Here is a 17,007-nt window from a genome sequence, read left to right as displayed (position 1 = left end):
TGACGGTTCCCGCCGCCAATGCAGGCGTCGATACAATCCGTCAGCGATTACGTCTTGATATCGAGGAGGGTCTGTTCTGTCTCGGCGTAGGCTTGAATGACCTTCGCATTGGCAATGAAGCTGTACTTGGCGGCCGCCATTTGAACGAACTCGCTGGCGAGATCGACGTTCGGCGCGGCGACCAGGCCGTCCTCGTTTGCGAAGGCAGCGCTGGGGTCGGATTGTGCGGTATAGCTCGGCGAAACCGCCGACACGGTCGCGACAGTACCACCTGGCGTCGAGCCGCTCGATTGGGAGACCTGATCGACACGCAACGGCACATAGGCCGCTGGAAATGTCGGGCCAATGCTCGAGCTGCCCGTACCGGCCGATGTGCTCGATCCGCTTGAGGCGGGTAGCGGGCCGGTCGTGCGGACATTGGCGATGTTGCTCGCGGCCACGTTCACACGCAAACTCGCCGCGGAAAGTCCGGATGTCGCAATCGAAAATATGCTCATGGACTTCAACTACAGGACAAGTGATACGCGTTCATTCACGCCATCAGTAAAATCCGCCGCTTTCTGTTTTCATCCGCGTAACCAACGATCGGAGCGCGATCAGGCTTCGCACGCCCCTACCCCGGCGTCACGCCGAACGCCTGCTTGAAGCGCTCGGCGTAGCGCGGCCAGACCTCGGGATTGATGATGCGCGGCGGGCGTCTGCCGTCGAGCGTGTCCAGCACCTGCTCGGCGGCGATGCGGACCATGTTCTGGCGCGCCTCGATCGTCACGCCTGCGGTGTGCGGGCTCGCCAGCACGTTGTCGAACTGGAGCAGCGGATGCTCGGGCGGCGGCGGCTCCTTCGACCAGACGTCGAGGCCGGCGCCGGCGATGCGCTTGTCACGCAACGCCTGGAGCAGCGCGTCCTCGTCGTGGATGAAGCCGCGCGCCGTGGTGATGAAGTACGCATGCGGCTGCATCAGCGCGAATTCGCGCGTGCTGATCATGTTGCGGCTGCCCTTGTTCAGCGGGCAGGAGATCGAGACGAAATCGGCGCGGCGCAGCAGCTCGTCGAGCTCGACCTTCTCCCCGCCCCGCTCGGCCATCACCTCGGCCGACAAATACGGGTCATAGGCCAGCACCGTCATGCCGAGCAGGCCCTTGCACAGCGCGGCAATGCGGCGGCCGACATTGCCGAGGCCGATGATGCCGACGGTCTTGTGCTCGACCTCGTTGCCGACGAGCTCGTTGCGGTTGACGTCGCGCTCGCGGCGCAGGCGGCGGTCGGACTGGATGATGCGCTTGGACAGCGTCAGCATCATCGCCAGCGCATGCTCGGCGACGGAATGGGCATTGCCGCCGGACTGGTTGACGACCAGCACGCCCGCATCGGTGCAGGCCTCGACGTCGACAGGGTCGAAGCCCGCGCCATTGCTGGAGACCAGCAACAGATTTGGCGTGCGCTTCAGGAAGGCGGCATCGACATGGAAATGCGGGGCAAGTTCGTCGCGGGCGGCGCCGATCTGGTAAACATGCGCCGCGTTCAGGATCGGGGCGTAGAAATCTTCGGGGCTCTCGTTCTCGATGCGATCGAGCCGGACGTCGGACCGCGCCTTCAGGATGTCGATATAGATCGGATTGGCCAGGTATTTGACGTAGAAGACGCGCTTGCTATTGACGGACATCAGGACCCTTCCGGCTCTCTCAAGGAGACCCGCAAGGCCAGCGCACCCCGCGCTCCGTCCATGCGTTCCTCCCGTTTTTGCATTATCGCCGCTTATGACATGGCGGTGCCGGCCACGGCAGGCCGTCTGGCGCAGATCACGGTGCTGGCCCGGACATGTTGACAATCCCGCCCGCCGCGTCAAGTTCGGCAGACCGCCGCGACGGCCAGAACCAAGAAGCATGCGCGGCTCAAGGGAGAACGTAATGGCGCTTGCGGAACAGCAGACCTCGCCCCAGGCGGCACAAGGCGCCAGCGACAGGAGCTGGCACGGCATCGTCCTGCAGACCCTGAAGCGGAACGAGATCAGCCTGATCCCTTACGTGCCCGACCGCGTGCTGACGCCGCTGATCAAGAACCTGCACGCCGACCCCTTCTTCACCACCTTTGCCACCGCTCGCGAGGAAGAGGCCGTCGGCATCGTCTCCGGCGCCTGGATGGGCGGACGTCGCGGCGCGGTGCTGATGCAGACCTCCGGCTTCGCCACGCTCGCCAACGTGCTGGCCTCGCTCGCGGTGCCCTACCAGATCCCGCTGATCATGTTCGTCTCCGAGCGCGGCACGCTTGGCGAGTTCAATTACGGGCAATCGCTGGTCTGCCGAACCATGCGCCCGGTGCTGGACTCACTCGCGCTGGAGCACCACACCATCACCCGGCTCGACGAGCTCGAGTTCATCGCCGACCGCTCGATCAAGCAGGCCGTCACCACGCAGGCGCCGGTGGCGCTGATCCTCAACCCGCTGCTCACCGGCGGCAAGGTTTTCGACAAATGAGGCCGGCCAGAATGAGCACAGATTTGGACAACCGCAACACCAAGGTCATGAACCGCTTCGATGTCACCTCGCGCCTGATCGCCAGGCTCAAGCACGAGGAAGCGGTGATCGGCGGCATCGGCAACACCAATTTCGATCTCTGGGCCGCCGGCCATCGCCCGCAGAATTTCTACATGCTTGGCAGCATGGGGCTGGCTTTCCCGATTGCATTGGGCGTCGCGCTGGCCCAGCCCGATCGCCGCGTCTTCGCGCTCGAAGGCGACGGCTCGCTGCTGATGCAACTCGGCGCGCTCGCGACGATTGCGGCGTTGAAGCCGAAGAACCTCATCATGATCGTGATGGACAACGGCATCTACCAGATCACCGGTGCGCAGCCGACACCGGCCGCTGGCGTCGCCGACATCGTCGCCATAGCCACAGGCTCGGGACTTGCCAACAGCGTCTGGGCCGCGGACGAGGAGGATTTCGAGCGGCTGGTCGACGAGGCCATGTCCGCCTCCGAGCCGAGCCTGATCGCGGTCCGCATCGACGACAAGCCGGGCGTGGGTACTACCCGCAGGGATCCCGTTCAGATCCGGGAACGCTTCATGCACGGCCTCGGCGTGCGCGAGCCACTTTAACGTTTCGTCATTAACTACACGGCGATCTGATCCCTGCCCCGTAACAGGCCGTTGCAAATCCGTGCTATCGGCACCGGATGCCCATTTTTATTCGTTTTTTTGCCTGGCTGCTCGCGGCCGCCGTCACTTTCGCAACCCTGGGCCCGCCCGGCCTGCGGCCCCATTCCGATCTCGGCCAGGACGGCGAGCACGCCCTCGCCTTCATCCTGGTGGGACTGGCCTTCGGCCTCGCCTACCGGAATCGCCGCTGGGCCGTCGCAGCCTTCGCGGTGGTCCTGATCGGCGTGCTCGAGCTGATGCAGTTCTGGGCACCGGGACGGCATGCACGGCTGGACGATTTTTTGGTCGATGCCGGCACCGCCTGCATCGGCTTTGCACTCGCCGCCGTCACCGATTGGATCATGGCGCGCTTCCGCGCCAGTTCGGCCGTGACGAACTAGGGCCCCGCGGAGCGATGCTCCGCGAGGCCCGGCTCTTCAAAGCCTTCACGCTCTGACCGATCAGTCGATGATCTTGACGACGCGGCGCGTGCGCGGTTCGACGATTACGCGGCGATCGTTCACGACCGCGTAGCGATACTCGGTGTAGTTCGGCACGGGGCGCAGCACCACGGTCGGGGGCAGCGGCTCGCCGACGACGACGCGCTCGTGGATCACGACGGAATCGTCGCGCGGGATTCCGCCGAGCACGGCATTCGGAATTTCGAGGCCCGCACCGACGGCCGCACCGACGGTGCCGCCGACCATCGCGCCGATCGGTCCGCCGATGTCGCCACCCGCACGTGCGCCGTCCCTGGCGCCCTGTTCGGTCGTCGACTGGGCAAAGGCTGCACTCGACGCCAGCAGCGACACGGCAGCCAGCGAAATCGCAAGACGGGTCTTCATGTCCACACTCTCCAGTGATTGTTCTGCGCCTTCAACCGCGGGGGCGGACCATTGTTCCGGTTCCCGCACGACGAAAGACAGGCCAAATCTGGAGAGTGTTACTGCGTAACACTTACGCTGCGGCGATCTCGTGTCCCGCCATCAGTTCCAGTGCCCGCACCATCGCGGAATGATCCCAGGCCTTGCCGCCATGCGCGGCGCAGGACGAGAACAATTGCTGCGCCAATGCTGTGCTCGGCAGCGACAGGCCGAGCGCGCGCGCACCTTCGAGCGCGAGGTTGAGGTCCTTCTGGTGCAGCTCGATGCGGAAACCCGGCTCGAAATTGCGCTTCACCATGCGCTCGCCATGCACTTCGAGTATCCGCGACGATGCAAAACCGCCCATCAGCGCCTTGCGTACGAGAGCCGGATTGGCCCCCGCCTTGGATGCGAACAGCAGCGCTTCGCTCACCGCCTCGATCGTCAGCGCGACGATGATCTGGTTGGCGACCTTCGTCGTCTGGCCATCGCCATTGGCGCCGACATGCGTGACGTTCTTGCCCATCTTGTCGAAGATCGGCTTCATCGTGCCAAAGGCCCGCTCCGGGCCGCCGACCATGATGGTGAGGGTCGCGGCCTTGGCCCCGACCTCGCCGCCCGACACCGGCGCGTCGAGATAGTCCGCCCCCTGCGCCTCGATCTTCTTCGCAAACTCCTTGGTCGCCAGCGGCGAGATCGAGCTCATGTCGACGACGATCTTGCCCTTGGAGATGCCGCTCGCGACGCCGTCCTTGCCGAACAGCACCGCCTCCACATGCGGGGTGTCAGGCACCATGATGATGACCGCATCCGCCTCCTCCGCGACCTCCTTGGCTGACTTGCAGGCGATGCCGCCCGCGGAAATCAGCTCAGGCGCGACCGGCGCGACGTCATGCAGGAGCACGCGATGGCCTGCGGCCAGAAGGTGGCCGGCCATCGGCCGTCCCATGGTGCCAAGTCCGATGAAGCCGATATCGATCATGTCTACGTTTCCTCAGGTCTCAAATGTCTGCGCGGCGTGCCAGGACAGGCCTTCCAGCGTCGTGGTGCGCGGCTTGTATTCGCAGCCGATCCAGCCGCGATAGCCGATCGCGTCGAGGTGGCGGAACAGGAAGGGGTAGTTGATCTCGCCGGTGCCGGGCTCGTGGCGACCGGGATTGTCGGCGAGCTGGATATGGGCGATCTGGGGAAGATATTCCTGCATGGTCCGGGCGAGATCGCCCTCCATGATCTGCATGTGGTAGATGTCGTACTGGATGAACAGATTGTTCGACCGCACCTCGGAGATCAGCTGCACCGCCTGCTCGGTGCCGTTGAGGTAGAAGCCGGGAATGTCGAGCGTGTTGATCGGCTCGACCAGGAGCTTGATGTTCTCGCGCGCCAGCGTCGAGGCAGCAAAGCGAAGGTTGCCAACCAGCGTTTCGTTGAGCTCGCGCGGGTCGGCATCGGCAGGCGCGATGCCGACGAGGCAATTGAGCTGCTCGCAATCGAGCGCCTTGGCGTAGTCGATGGCCCGGAACACGCCGTCGCGAAATTCACTGACGCGATCGGGCAGGATCGCGATGCCACGCTCACCCGCTGCCCAGTTGCCCGCCGGAAGATTGTGCAGCACCTGCGTCAGCCCGTGAGCCTCGAGCTGCTCGCGCAGCAACGCCTTGTCGAAATCATACGGGAAGAGATACTCGACCCCGGAGAAGCCCGCCGCTTTCGCCGCGGCGAAACGGTCGATGAACGGCATCTCGTTGAAGAGCATGGTGAGGTTGGCGGCAAATTTCGGCATGATGCTCTCCCCTATTCCGCCGGCTGCAGCACGCCGGGCCGCTTGGCCTCGACCTCGTCCAGCGGCAGGTCCAGCACCTCCTCGAACTCGACGATGTTGTCGATCTCCGTGCCCATCGCGATGTTGGTGACGCGTTCGAGAATGAACTCGACCACGACGGGCACGCGGTGCTTCGCCATCAATTCACGGGCGGTCGCAAACGCCGCCTGCGTATCCTTGGGATCGGTGACGCGGATCGCCTTGCAGCCCAGGCCTTCGGCGACCGCGACATGGTCGACGCCGTAGCCACCGAGCTCCGGTGCGTTGACGTTCTCGAAGGAGAGCTGGACGTGGTAATCCATGTCGAAGCCGCGCTGGGCCTGGCGGATCAGGCCGAGATAGGAATTGTTCACGACGACGTGGATGTAGGGCAGATTGAACTGCGCGCCGACCGCGAGCTCCTCGATCAGGAACTGGAAGTCGTAATCGCCTGATAGCGCGACGATCTCGCGATCCGGGCATGCCGCACGCACTCCGAGCGCAGCAGGCAGCGTCCAGCCGAGCGGGCCGGCTTGCCCGGCATTGATCCAGTTGCGCGGCTTGTAGACGCCCAAGAACTGCGCGCCGGCGATCTGCGACAAGCCGATCACGGTGACATAGGTGGTGTCGCGGCCGAAGGCCTTGTTCATCTCCTCATAGACCCGCTGCGGCTTGATCGGGACGTTGTCGAAATGGCTCTTGCGCAGCATCGTCTTCTTGCGATCGCGGCAGGCCGCGGGCCACGCCTGGCGCTCGCGCAACCTGCCTGACCGGCGCCACTCCCTGGCGACGGTGACGAAGAGCTCGAGCGCGGCCTTGGCGTCCGAGACGATGCCGAGATCCGGATTGAACACGCGCCCGATCTGGGTCGGCTCGATGTCGACATGCACGAAGGTGCGGCCCTTGGTGTAGGTCTCGACCGAGCCGGTGTGACGGTTGGCCCAGCGGTTGCCGATGCCGAGCACGAAGTCGGATTCCAGCATCGTCGCATTGCCATAGCGGTGGCTGGTCTGAAGGCCGACCATGCCGGCCATCAGCACGTGGTCGTCGGGGATCGCACCCCACGCCATCAGCGTCGGCACGACCGGCACGTTGGTGATCTCGGCGAATTCCACCAGCAGGTCCGAGGCGTCGGCGTTGATGATGCCGCCACCGGCGACGATCAGCGGCCGCTCGGCGGCATTGAGCATCTCCAGCGCCTTCTCGACCTGCTTGCGCGTCGCGGTGGGCTTGTAGACCGACAGCGGCTCATAGGTCTCGTCGTCGAACTCGATCTCGGCGAGTTGCACGTCGAGCGGCATGTCGATCAGCACCGGACCCGGCCGGCCGGAGCGCATGATGTGAAAGGCCTGGCTGAACACACGCGGCACCAGCGCCGGCTCGCGCACGGTCACAGCCCATTTGGTCACGGGCTTTGCGATCGACTCGATGTCGACGGCCTGGAAGTCCTCCTTGTAGAGCCGTGCGCGCGGCGCCTGGCCGGTGATGCAGAGGATCGGAATGGAATCGGCGATCGCCGAATAGAGCCCGGTGATCATGTCGGTGCCGGCCGGCCCCGACGTGCCGATGCAGACGCCGATATTGCCGGCCTTCGCCCGCGTATAGCCCTCGGCCATATGCGAGGCGCCCTCGACATGGCGCGCGAGAATGTGGCGGATCGACCCGCGCTTCTTCAGCGCCGAGTACAGCGGATTGATCGCGGCCCCGGGAACGCCGAAGGCAGTCGAGATGCCTTCCTTTTCCAGAATTCGCACGGCAGCATCGACGGCTCGCATCTTCGCCATATCGGACCTCGCTTGAGTTGCGTCAGCGAGCGCGATCATCGGGCGTGCAAGATGCGATCTCAACGAGATCGATTTTATTTTCCACGATGCGGCAGCCGCGGAAAAACCGTGGCGGTCTCAAACGGTTAGATCGACATCGGCGTGAAAGCCGCTCACTCGAACAGCGGCGCGAGCTCCATCTGCGGCACCAGCACGAGGCCCTTGTCGGTGATGCGAATTTCCGGAATGACCGATAGCGGAATCAAATTGAAGCCCATGTAAGGGATGGTGCAGCCGGCTTCGGCCCATTCCTTCTTCAGTACCTTGACCGCTTCGGCGACCTCGGTGACCCGTTTGTCGGAGAGCAGGCCTGCGATCGGCAGCGGAACCAGCGCCCTCACCTTGCCGTCGGCGACGACACAAACGCCGCCCTGCTCCGCCTTGATGACCGAGATCGCCGCCTGCATGTCGCCCTCGTTGGTGCCGGCGACGATGATGTTATGGCTGTCGTGCCCAACGCTGGAGGCGACCGCCCCGCGCTTCAGGCCGAAATCCTTCAGCAGGCCGTAGGCAACATTGCCGGCCGACTTGCCGTGGCGCTCGACCACCGTGACGAAGCACAGGCCGTAGCGCTCAAACAGCGACGGCCAATCCTTGGCCGGCTCGATCGCGACCTTCTCATGGATCAGGGTAATGCCCGGCAGCGCGGTTTTGATGGCGTTGACGGTGCAGGCCTTGGCCGGCAGCTCCGGCGTCAGCTTGACCTTCTGCGGGAGCTTCACCGTCGCATAGGCCGCCTTCGGATATTAATAGCGTTGCGACAGCGCCTGATCGAGCCGCGGCGTAATCTTGCCGTGCTCGACCACCAGCTCGCCGCCATACCAGGTGCATTGCGGCCTGAGCTGATCGTCCATCAGCACGAGATCGGCGCGGCGGCCGCCGCCGAGCCCGCCGATATCGCCCTCCATGCCGAAGCGTGTGGCGCCATGCAGCGAGCCCATCGACCAGGCCTGTTCGGGCGACATGCCGGCCTTTACGGCCTCGCGCACCACCCAGTCGAGACCGAACAGCAGAAGATCGTCGGCATCACGGTCGTCGGTGCACACCGCCGTACGTTTGTGCGACGCCCCAAGTTCGGTGATGGTGCGGATCGCCTGCGGCAGCGAATGCCAGGGCGTGGTCGGCGGACCGCCGCGCAGGAACACCCAGACGCCGGCGTCGAGCAGATCGTCGGCGATGTCGCGATCGATCGCCTCATGGGTGTCGGTGACGCCGCTCGCCGCATAGGCCGCGACGAATTCACGGCCATAGACATGGCCTGACACTGGCCGTCCCCGCTTCAAGGCAGCGGCAAGGATGGCATGACTGCGCTCGTCGCCCATCGTGACAGGCACAAAATCCATCTTCTCGCCGAGGGCGACCGCTTCGGGCCAGCGGTCGAACAGGCCCGCGATCTTGTCCGGCGTGAGGTCGCCGCCCGCGGTCTCCAGTTCCGCCGACGTGGCCGGCACCGTGCTCGGCACCGTCAAAAAGATCGAGAGCGGCGCCTCGCGCGCGTCCTCCAGCATCGCCTCGACACCGGCGACATCCATGACGTTGCCGATCTCGTGGCTGTCGCAGAAGATCGTGGTGGTGCCGTTGAGGAGCGCAGCCTCGGCATAGGCGCAGGCCGTCACCATCGAGGATTCGATGTGGATGTGCGGATCGACCAGCCCCGGCGCGATGATGCCGCCGGCGGCGTCGTAAAGCGGCACCCCGCCCCAGACCTTCTTTGCCGCCCCGGCCGGTTTCACCGCTGCGACGCGGCCACCGGTGATCCAGACCTCCCGACCGGGATGGATGCGCTCCGAATAAGTCGAAAGCACCCGGGCCCCCGTGACCACGAGATCCGGTGCGACGCGCGCGGAGGCGACATCGGCCAGACGCCGGGTCATCGAATGCAGCGGTGCGACGGCGAAGCGGGTAAGTCTGGTCATCGGGACCCTCGCGTGGCGTTACGGCCCAGCGATGGTTACGCCCTGCGCTATAGCGGGCAAGCGCAAATATAACGGCAGGCCCTGCTTACGCCTTAGGCGCCGAACTGCCCGTCGCCCCCGCCCTTGCGGGCCTGCGCGGGTTCCGCCTTCTCGGCGGTGCTGCGGCAGCGGGCTTGACCCGAATTCGCATCGACCGGCCCTTTGGCTCATCGATCTCGAACGAATTCGTCTTCCGCACGAGGTCACTCAGCTTGCGGAAACCGAACGTTCTCGGATCGAAATCCGAGGCCAGATTGGCGAGCTGCCGGCCGACTTCGCCGAGCGCGACCCAGCCGTCCTCACTCTCCATCTGGGTGATGACCTTCTTGATGATGGGCGTGGCGGCATCGGGCGGCTGAAGCGACGTCGATCTTGAGGCGGAATCCTGGGTGGTCGCCGGGACTGAGAGCAGGTTCTCGGTGTAGACGAACCTTCGGCAGGCCTGCCTGAAGCTTTCCGGCGTCTTCTGCTCGCCGAACCCGAACACGTCGACGCCCTGCTCACGGATGCGGGCGGCCAGACGGGTAAAGTCGCTGTCGGACGAGACCAGGCAGAAGCCGTCGAACCGGCCGCTGTGAAGCAGGTCCATGGCGTCGATGACCAGGGTTATGTCGGAGGCATTCTTTCCAGTCGTATAGGCGAACTGCTGCTGCGGGATGATGGCGTGTTTGGACAGGATGTCGGCCCAGCCCCTCGATCGCGCATTGGAGAAGTCGCCGTAGATGCGGCGGACGCTGGCCTCGCCGATCTTGGCAATCTCCTCGAACAGCCCATCCGCGATCTTCGCGGAGGCATTGTCGGCATCGATCAGGACGGCGAGACGGGGCGAGCGAAGTTCCGACGGCATGGCGTTTCCTCAACGAGCTGGACGCAGCATTAGAGGACGCGCGCGCCGGGACGGCTAGTCCTCGTTCGCCTTGAAGCGCCCCATCCCCTTCAGCACGAACGGGGCCAGCAGCGCAACCAGCGCAATGCCGAGCAGCGTCGCCGAGATCGGGCTCTGGAGCAGCGTCATGGGATCGCCGAGGCTGATCGCGAGCGCGCGGCGCAGCTGGCTCTCGGCGATCGGACCGAGGATCAGGCCGACGACGACGGGCGCGATTGGAAAGTCGAACCGGCGCATCAGGAAACCGAGCACGCCGAAGCCGGCCAGCATCGACAATTCGACCACCGAGGGCTTTGCGGCGATGGTGCCCATGGTCGCGAACACGAGAATGCCGGCATAGAGCCAGGGCTGCGGGATCGCGAGCAGCCGCACCCACAGGCCGACCAGCGGCAGATTGAGCACCAGCAACATGCAATTGGCGATGAAGAGACTGGCGATCAGGCCCCACACGAGGTCAGGCCGCTCGGCAAACAGCAGCGGCCCCGGGTTGAGGCCGTACTGCTGGAACCCCGCCAGCATCATCGCGGCCGTTGCCGAGGTCGGCAATCCCAGCGTCAGCAGCGGCACCAGCGTGCCGGCGGCGGAGGCGTTGTTGGCGGCCTCCGGTCCCGCGACGCCTTCGATCGCGCCCTTGCCGAATTCTTCCGGATGTTTTGTGAGCCGCTTCTCAGTGGAATACGACAGGAAGGTCGGAATCTCCGCGCCGCCTGCGGGCAGCGCGCCGATCGGAAAGCCGAACATGGTGCCGCGCAGCCACGGCTTCCACGAGCGCTTCCAGTCTTCTTTCGTCATCCACAGCGAGCCGCGCACCGGCTCGAGCTTCTCCTCGGTGTGGTGCCGCCGCGATGCGACGTAGAGCGCCTCGCCCACCGCGAACAGACCGACCGCAAGCGTGGTCACCTCGACGCCGTCGAGCAATTCAGGGACGCCGAAGGCAAGCCGCGCCTGCCCCGTCAGCTTGTCGATGCCGACGAGGCCGAGCGTCAGGCCGATGAACAAGCTGGTCAGACCGCGGATCGGAGAATCGCCGAAGGTCGCCGACACCGTGACGAAGGCGACGCACATCAGCGCGAAATAGTCCTCGGGGCCGAAGCGCACCGCGAAATCGACCAGCCACGGCGCGAGGAACGCGAGACCAATGGTGGCGATGGTGCCGGCGACGAAGGAACCGATGGCGGATGTCGCAAGCGCCGGCCCGCCGCGGCCGGCCTTGGCCATCTTGTTGCCTTCGAGCGCGGTCGCCATCGAGGCACTCTCGCCGGGCGTGTTGATCAGGATCGCGGTGGTCGATCCGCCATACATGCCGCCGTAGTAGATGCCGGCGAACATGATCAGCGAGCCGCCGGGATCGAGCTTGTAGGTCACCGGCAGCAGCAGCGCGACCGTCAGGGCCGGGCCGATGCCGGGCAGCACGCCCACGGCCGTGCCGAGGAACACGCCGATCAGCGCATAGAGGAGGTTCATCGGCTGGACGGCGACCGCCATGCCGTGGGCCAGCGCGGCAAAGGTGTCCATCACAGCAGTCGCTCCAGCGGACCGGTCGGAAGGCTCAGCGTCAACAGCCGGTCGAACGCGAGATAAATGAGGGTGGACATCACGAGGGCGATGATGCTGTCGACGAGGATGGCACGGCGCCCGAAAGCTGCCGACGTCGTCACGAACAGCGCCGACGTCGCCAGGATGAAGCCGCCGCCGAAGCCGATGATGGCAATGAGGAGTGCAAGGCCAATCAGGATCAGAACCACAGGCACGGGATCGGCGCTCTCGCGCACCGGCAGATTGCCGCGCAGCGCGTCGATGAAATTACCGATCGCGAGCAGCCCAAGGCCGGTGGCGACCACGACCGGCATCGCCTCCGGTCCCATCCCGTACATCGCAGTGGATTGCAGCCCGCGCGCGTCCCAGACCAGCACCGCGGCGAGACCTGCGAGCAATACAGCGATGACGATGCCGGCGCGATCGACGCGCCGTGGCTGGGCGGGATCGCCTGAGGTCATGACTTGACCAGGCCGACCGATTTCAGCACGTCGGTGACGCGCACGGTTTCCTTCTTCAGGAAGTCGACGAAGGCGTCGCCGCCGAGATAGGCATCCTCCCAGCCCTTCTGCTTGAGGATCTCCTTCCAGGCGTCCGACTTCACCATCTTCTCGACCGCATTGCTCAGCGTCTTGCGCTGCTCCGGCGTGATGCCGGGAGGCGCGACCACCGAACGCCAGTTGGCGATCACGAGGTCGATGCCTTGCTCCCTAAAGGTCGGGATGTCGCTGCCGGCGATGCGCTTCTCCGAGGTCACGCCGATCGCGCGCAGCTTGCCGGATTTGATCTGCCCTTCATATTCGCTCAGCCCCGAAATGCCCGCGGTGACCTTGCCGCCGAGGATTGCCGCCAGCGATTCGCCACCGCCGGAGAACGGGATGTAGTTGATCTTCTTCGCATCGGCGCCGACTGCGCCCGCGAATAACGCGGCCATGACATGGTCGACGCCGCCGGCCGAGCCGCCGGCGAAGGTCACCTTGGCGATGTCGGCTTTCACCGCGGCGGCGAGATCCTGCGCGGTCTTGATAGGCGAATTCGCCGGCACAACGATCACCTGGATTTCCTCGGTGAGGCGCGCGATCGGCGTCACCTGCTCGAGCGTGACAGGCGATTTGTTCATGGCGAGCGCGCCCACCATGACGAAGCCGTTGACCATCAACTGGTTGCCGTCGCCCTTGGCGCCGTTGACGAACTGCGCGATGCCGACGCTGCCGCCGGCGCCGGGGACGTTGACGACCTGCACGCTGCGCGCGACACCCGAAGCGACCAGCGCCTGCTGCATCGAGCGCGCGGTTTGGTCCCAGCCACCGCCCGGAGCCGCCGGCGCCATCAGCTTGAGCTCCAGCGGCTGGGCGAAGGCCGGCGTGGCTGCCGCAAGGGTCAACGCGACGGCTGCGCCGACAAGGCGCGCGGGAAATTGCAACATGAGGGTATTCTCCGGGCTCGTGCGGACGTCGTTGATCGGTTGCCGCATTGTGTCGTTTGGTCGCATATCAGCCAAAACGGCCGATGCTGTCCAGCGACAGGCCCGGTTCCTGTTAGCCAGACTTCGGCATCACCCCGCCGAGAGCGACGGTCAGCTCGCCGGCGACTTCGCGCACGATTTGGCCGATTTCCGTCAATCTGTCGTCGGTCAGGCGGCTGGTCATGCCCGAGACGGAAATCGCCGCGAGCGGCTCGGCGCAGTCGTTGTAGACCACTGCGGCAATACAGCGCAGGCCCATACAGGCTTCTTCATCGTCGAGCGCAAAACCCTGCTTGCGGATCTTCTCGAGCTCCTTGAACAGATCGCCCGGCCGCACGATCGACTTCTCGGTCAGGCGGGGCATGCCGTGATGGCGGATGACCGCGCCGACGTCCTCGTCCGAATAAGTCGCGAGCACTGCCTTGCCGACGCCTGACGTCACCATGGCGACGCGACCGCCGACCTGGGTCAGCGAGCGCATGATCTCGCGGCTCTCCATGCGGGTCAGCACGATGATGAACTCGTCGTCGACGACGGCGAGGTTGGCGGTCTCGCGGGTGAGATCGCGCAGCTTGCGCAAGTAAGGAATCGCCTGCGTGGAGAAATTACGCCGCCGGGCAAAGCTCGCGCCGACCGTGAAGCTGCGCACGCCGACATGCCATTTGGACTGGGCGCGGTCGAACTGCACGAAGCGGCGGCTCTCCAGCGTCGCCAGCAGGCGGTGCACGGTCGAGGCCGACAGGCCGGTGCGCACGGCGAGGTCGCTGAGGCGATAGCCTTCGTCGTCTTCGGCCAGCGTTTCGAGGATCGACAGCGCGCGGTCGACGGACTGCACGCCGCCATCGCGCGCGTCGTGGTCGGCCTCCGATGGCGATCGAGGCTCGAGCGATTTGCGCCGGATCACGTTCTTGCTCATCGCGACCTGACCGTTCTCCCTCGCCCTATTCTTATTTCCCTCTCCCCGCTTGCGGGGAGAGGGCCAGGGTGAGGGGGAGTCTCCGCAAGGACGGTGACAGTTAGACTCGTGGAGAGTCCCCCTCACCCGAATTGCTTCGCAATTCGACCTCTCCCCGCGCGCGGGGAGAGGTGAATAACCACCCGCTCCGGATCATACCGAAGCGTCTTCGTCGTCTCAGAGCAGCCCTGCCCCGCGCGCCCACTTGTACTTGGCGCCGAGCACCTCGACCGGCAGCTCAGTGGAATAGGCGTAGGCCGGGATGCCGTTCTGATAGAGATATTCGGCGGCTTCCTCGACCTCGACGTCGCCGGCGAGCGAGGCGACGATCGGCTTCACGAAGCCCTTGGCCTCCATCTCCTTCTTCACCTCGACCATGTTGCGGGCGAACACCATCGGGGGTGTGACGATGGTGTGCCAGTAGCCGAGGATCAGCGAATGGATCCGCTCGTCCGACAGGCCGAGCTTCACCGTGTTGACGTAGGTGATCGGCGGCTCGCCGCCGGTGATATCCACAGGATTTCCGGCCGCACCGAACGGCGGGATGAACTTGCGGAAGGCCGCATCCAGATCCGGCGGCATCGACATCAGCGACAGGCCGTTGTCGACGCAGGAGTCCGACAGCAGCACGCCCGAGCCGCCCGCACCGGTGATGATCAGCACGTTCTCGCCCTTCGGCGTCGGCAGCACCGGCACGCCACGGGCGAATTCGAGCAGCTGCCGCAGCGAGCGGGCCCGGATCACGCCGGACTGCGCCAGAACGTCCTCGTAGATCTTGTCGTTACCGGCGAGCGCGCCGGTATGCGACGAGGCCGCCTTTGCGCCGGCCGAGGTGCGGCCGGCCTTGAGCACGATGACCGGCTTCTTCTTGGAGACACGCTTGGCGGCTTCCGCGAAGGCGCGGCCGTCCTTGAGGTCTTCGCAGTGCTGCGCGATCAGGTTGGTGTTCGGGTCCTGCTCGAAGAAGGCGAGCAGATCGTCCTCGTCGATATCGGACTTGTTGCCGAGGCCGACGATCGCCGAGACGCCCATCTTGGCCGAGCGCGAGAAGCCGATGATGGCCATGCCGATGCCGCCCGACTGCGACGACAGCGCGGCGTGGCCCTTGACGTCATAGGCCGTACAGAAGGTCGCGCAGAGATTGGCCGGCGTGTAGTAGAAGCCGTAGATGTTCGGCCCCATCAGGCGGATGTCGTACTTCTTGCCGACCTCGACGATCTCGGCCTGAAGCTCCGGCGCGCCGGCTTCAGCGAAGCCCGACGGAATCAGCACCGCACCCGGGATTTTCTTCTCGCCGCATTCGGTGAGCGCCGCCGCCACGAACTTCGCGGGGATCGCGAACACGGCCGTGTCGATCACGCCCGGCACGTCCTTCACGCTCTTGTAGGCCTTGTAGCCGAGGATCTCGGCGGCCTTGGGATGGATCGGATAGATGTCGCCCTTGTAGCCGCCGTTGATGAGGTTCTTCATCACGGAGTTGCCGATCTTGCCGTCCTCGGCGGAGGCGCCGACCACGGCGACCGCCTTCGGCTGCATGATGCGGCTCATGGCCGCGACGATCTCTTCGGTCGGGCGCGGCTTCGGCTTGGGCACATAGGCGAAGTCGACGACGATACGCACGTCGGCGGCGATCGCGTCCTTGGCCGTCGCGAACACCGGGTTGAGATCGAGCTCGACGATCTCGGGGAAATCGGTGACGAGCTGCGAAACCTTGACGATGACGTCGGCGAGCGCCGTACGGTTCACCGGCTCGCCGCCGCGAACGCCCTTCAAAATCTCATGCGCCTGGATGCCGTCGAGCATCGAGAGCGCGTCTTCCTTAGTCGCGGGTGCGAGGCGGAAGGTGATGTCCTTCAAGACTTCGACCAGCACGCCGCCGAGGCCGAAGGCGACCAGCTTGCCGAACGAGCCGTCGGTGATCGAGCCGACGATGACTTCGGTGCCGCCGGCCAGCATCTGCTGCACCTGGACGCCCTCGATCTTGGCATCGGACTTGTACTTCTTGGCGTTGGAGAGAATGGTCTCGTAGGCCTTCTCGGCATCCTCGGCCGTCTTGAGGCCGACGATGACGCCGCCAGCTTCGGTCTTGTGGAGAATGTCCGGCGAGACGATCTTCATCACCACCGGGAAGCCCATCGAGGAGGCCATTTTGCCGGCCTCACCCGCCGACCTGGCCACGCCCTCCTTCGGCACCGGAATGCCGTAGGCGTCGCAGACCAGCTTGCCTTCCGGCGCGGTCAGGCTGGTGCGGTTGTCCGCCTTGACCTGGTCGAGCACTTTGCGGACGGCATCTTTGGAATTGGACATATGGCTTCTCCCTTGACCTCAGTTCGTTCTTTCAAAGCGCGCGCGTGTAGCGGCTGCCCGTGATGCTTGCCATTCGCCGCGCTCTGTTCCATGTCGCGGAACGGAGTGGCATAAAGCCCACATTACTCCGCCGCTTTGGATCAAAAATGGCTAGCGATGGCATTTGGTATGCCAGAAGCCAACTTGTCAAGCTGCTGCATGACTTGGAACGCCGCAAAAATAGCCAGCTTGACATTCTGGCATGTGGTATGCCAAAAACTTTCCCGTTAATAATCCTGTAAAAGAC

The 17,007-nt window shown here is 64.9% G+C and carries 15 protein-coding genes and 1 pseudogene; 3 read left to right on the top strand and 13 right to left on the bottom strand.

Features of this window, described 5'->3' with window-relative positions; translation table 11 throughout:
* Positions 1-47: 47 nt before the first annotated feature.
* The gene (locus HAP41_RS18965) at positions 48-497 is read right to left on the bottom strand and encodes a flagellar basal body rod protein FlgC (RefSeq protein WP_166105918.1); all 450 of its coding nucleotides are present in this window, start codon (positions 495-497) and stop codon (positions 48-50) included.
* A gap of 116 nt (positions 498-613) precedes the next feature.
* Positions 614-1,663, bottom strand: a complete 1,050-nt coding sequence (locus HAP41_RS18960; protein WP_166098243.1) for a hydroxyacid dehydrogenase — start codon at positions 1,661-1,663, stop codon at positions 614-616.
* 244 nt (positions 1,664-1,907) lie between these two features.
* Between HAP41_RS18960 and HAP41_RS18955 the strand changes: the two genes are divergently transcribed.
* From HAP41_RS18955 to HAP41_RS18945, 3 genes are all read left to right on the top strand, one after another.
* Positions 1,908-2,474, top strand: coding sequence for a thiamine pyrophosphate-binding protein (locus tag HAP41_RS18955; RefSeq protein ID WP_014496644.1), 567 nt, complete (start codon positions 1,908-1,910; stop codon positions 2,472-2,474).
* 11 nt (positions 2,475-2,485) lie between these two features.
* A complete protein-coding gene (locus tag HAP41_RS18950) occupies positions 2,486-3,094 on the top strand; it encodes a thiamine pyrophosphate-dependent enzyme (protein ID WP_166098247.1) in 609 nt (202 codons plus the stop codon).
* Between the two features lie 77 nt (positions 3,095-3,171).
* A complete protein-coding gene (locus HAP41_RS18945) occupies positions 3,172-3,534 on the top strand; it encodes a VanZ family protein (RefSeq protein ID WP_166098252.1) in 363 nt (120 codons plus the stop codon).
* 60 nt (positions 3,535-3,594) lie between these two features.
* Here HAP41_RS18945 and HAP41_RS18940 read toward each other — a convergent pair whose 3' ends face one another.
* The 11 genes and pseudogenes from HAP41_RS18940 to HAP41_RS18890 all read right to left on the bottom strand — a co-directional run bounded on the left by HAP41_RS18940 (position 3,595) and on the right by HAP41_RS18890 (position 16,721).
* Positions 3,595-3,978: a DUF1236 domain-containing protein gene (locus HAP41_RS18940; protein ID WP_014496647.1), complete on the bottom strand. Its 384-nt coding sequence runs from the start codon at positions 3,976-3,978 to the stop codon at positions 3,595-3,597.
* 112 nt (positions 3,979-4,090) lie between these two features.
* Complete coding sequence (locus HAP41_RS18935; protein WP_166098256.1) at positions 4,091-4,978, bottom strand: 2-hydroxy-3-oxopropionate reductase; 888 nt, start codon at positions 4,976-4,978, stop codon at positions 4,091-4,093.
* 12 nt (positions 4,979-4,990) lie between these two features.
* The gene (hyi, locus tag HAP41_RS18930) at positions 4,991-5,776 is read right to left on the bottom strand and encodes a hydroxypyruvate isomerase (protein ID WP_085400639.1); all 786 of its coding nucleotides are present in this window, start codon (positions 5,774-5,776) and stop codon (positions 4,991-4,993) included.
* 11 nt (positions 5,777-5,787) lie between these two features.
* Positions 5,788-7,578 carry a glyoxylate carboligase gene (gene gcl / locus HAP41_RS18925; protein WP_166098259.1) on the bottom strand — a complete coding sequence of 597 codons (1,791 nt, stop codon included), beginning with the start codon at positions 7,576-7,578 and terminating at the stop codon, positions 5,788-5,790.
* A gap of 152 nt (positions 7,579-7,730) precedes the next feature.
* Positions 7,731-9,533: pseudogene (locus tag HAP41_RS18920) on the bottom strand (adenine deaminase C-terminal domain-containing protein).
* Between the two features lie 85 nt (positions 9,534-9,618).
* On the bottom strand, positions 9,619-10,419 hold the full coding sequence (locus HAP41_RS18915) for an NYN domain-containing protein (protein WP_166098262.1): 801 nt from the start codon (positions 10,417-10,419) through the stop codon (positions 9,619-9,621).
* Between the two features lie 54 nt (positions 10,420-10,473).
* Entirely contained in the window at positions 10,474-11,973 is a 1,500-nt protein-coding gene (locus tag HAP41_RS18910; RefSeq protein ID WP_028150271.1) for a tripartite tricarboxylate transporter permease, read from the bottom strand.
* Complete coding sequence (locus HAP41_RS18905) at positions 11,973-12,455, bottom strand: tripartite tricarboxylate transporter TctB family protein (RefSeq protein ID WP_166098267.1); 483 nt, start codon at positions 12,453-12,455, stop codon at positions 11,973-11,975. The genes HAP41_RS18910 and HAP41_RS18905 overlap by 1 nt, the downstream gene beginning before the upstream one ends.
* On the bottom strand, positions 12,452-13,420 hold the full coding sequence (locus HAP41_RS18900; RefSeq protein WP_166098270.1) for a Bug family tripartite tricarboxylate transporter substrate binding protein: 969 nt from the start codon (positions 13,418-13,420) through the stop codon (positions 12,452-12,454). The genes HAP41_RS18905 and HAP41_RS18900 overlap by 4 nt, the downstream gene beginning before the upstream one ends.
* A gap of 112 nt (positions 13,421-13,532) precedes the next feature.
* The gene (locus tag HAP41_RS18895; RefSeq protein ID WP_166098276.1) at positions 13,533-14,375 is read right to left on the bottom strand and encodes an IclR family transcriptional regulator; all 843 of its coding nucleotides are present in this window, start codon (positions 14,373-14,375) and stop codon (positions 13,533-13,535) included.
* A 216-nt stretch (positions 14,376-14,591) separates the two neighbouring features.
* Positions 14,592-16,721, bottom strand: a complete 2,130-nt coding sequence (locus tag HAP41_RS18890; protein WP_071915547.1) for an acetate--CoA ligase family protein — start codon at positions 16,719-16,721, stop codon at positions 14,592-14,594.
* Positions 16,722-17,007: the final 286 nt, after the last annotated feature.

The organism is Bradyrhizobium barranii subsp. apii, assembly GCF_011516635.5.
Lineage (GTDB): Bacteria > Pseudomonadota > Alphaproteobacteria > Rhizobiales > Xanthobacteraceae > Bradyrhizobium > Bradyrhizobium barranii.
The sequence above is the reverse complement of the archived record's forward strand: the minus strand, read 5'-3'. Positions and strand labels throughout refer to the sequence as shown.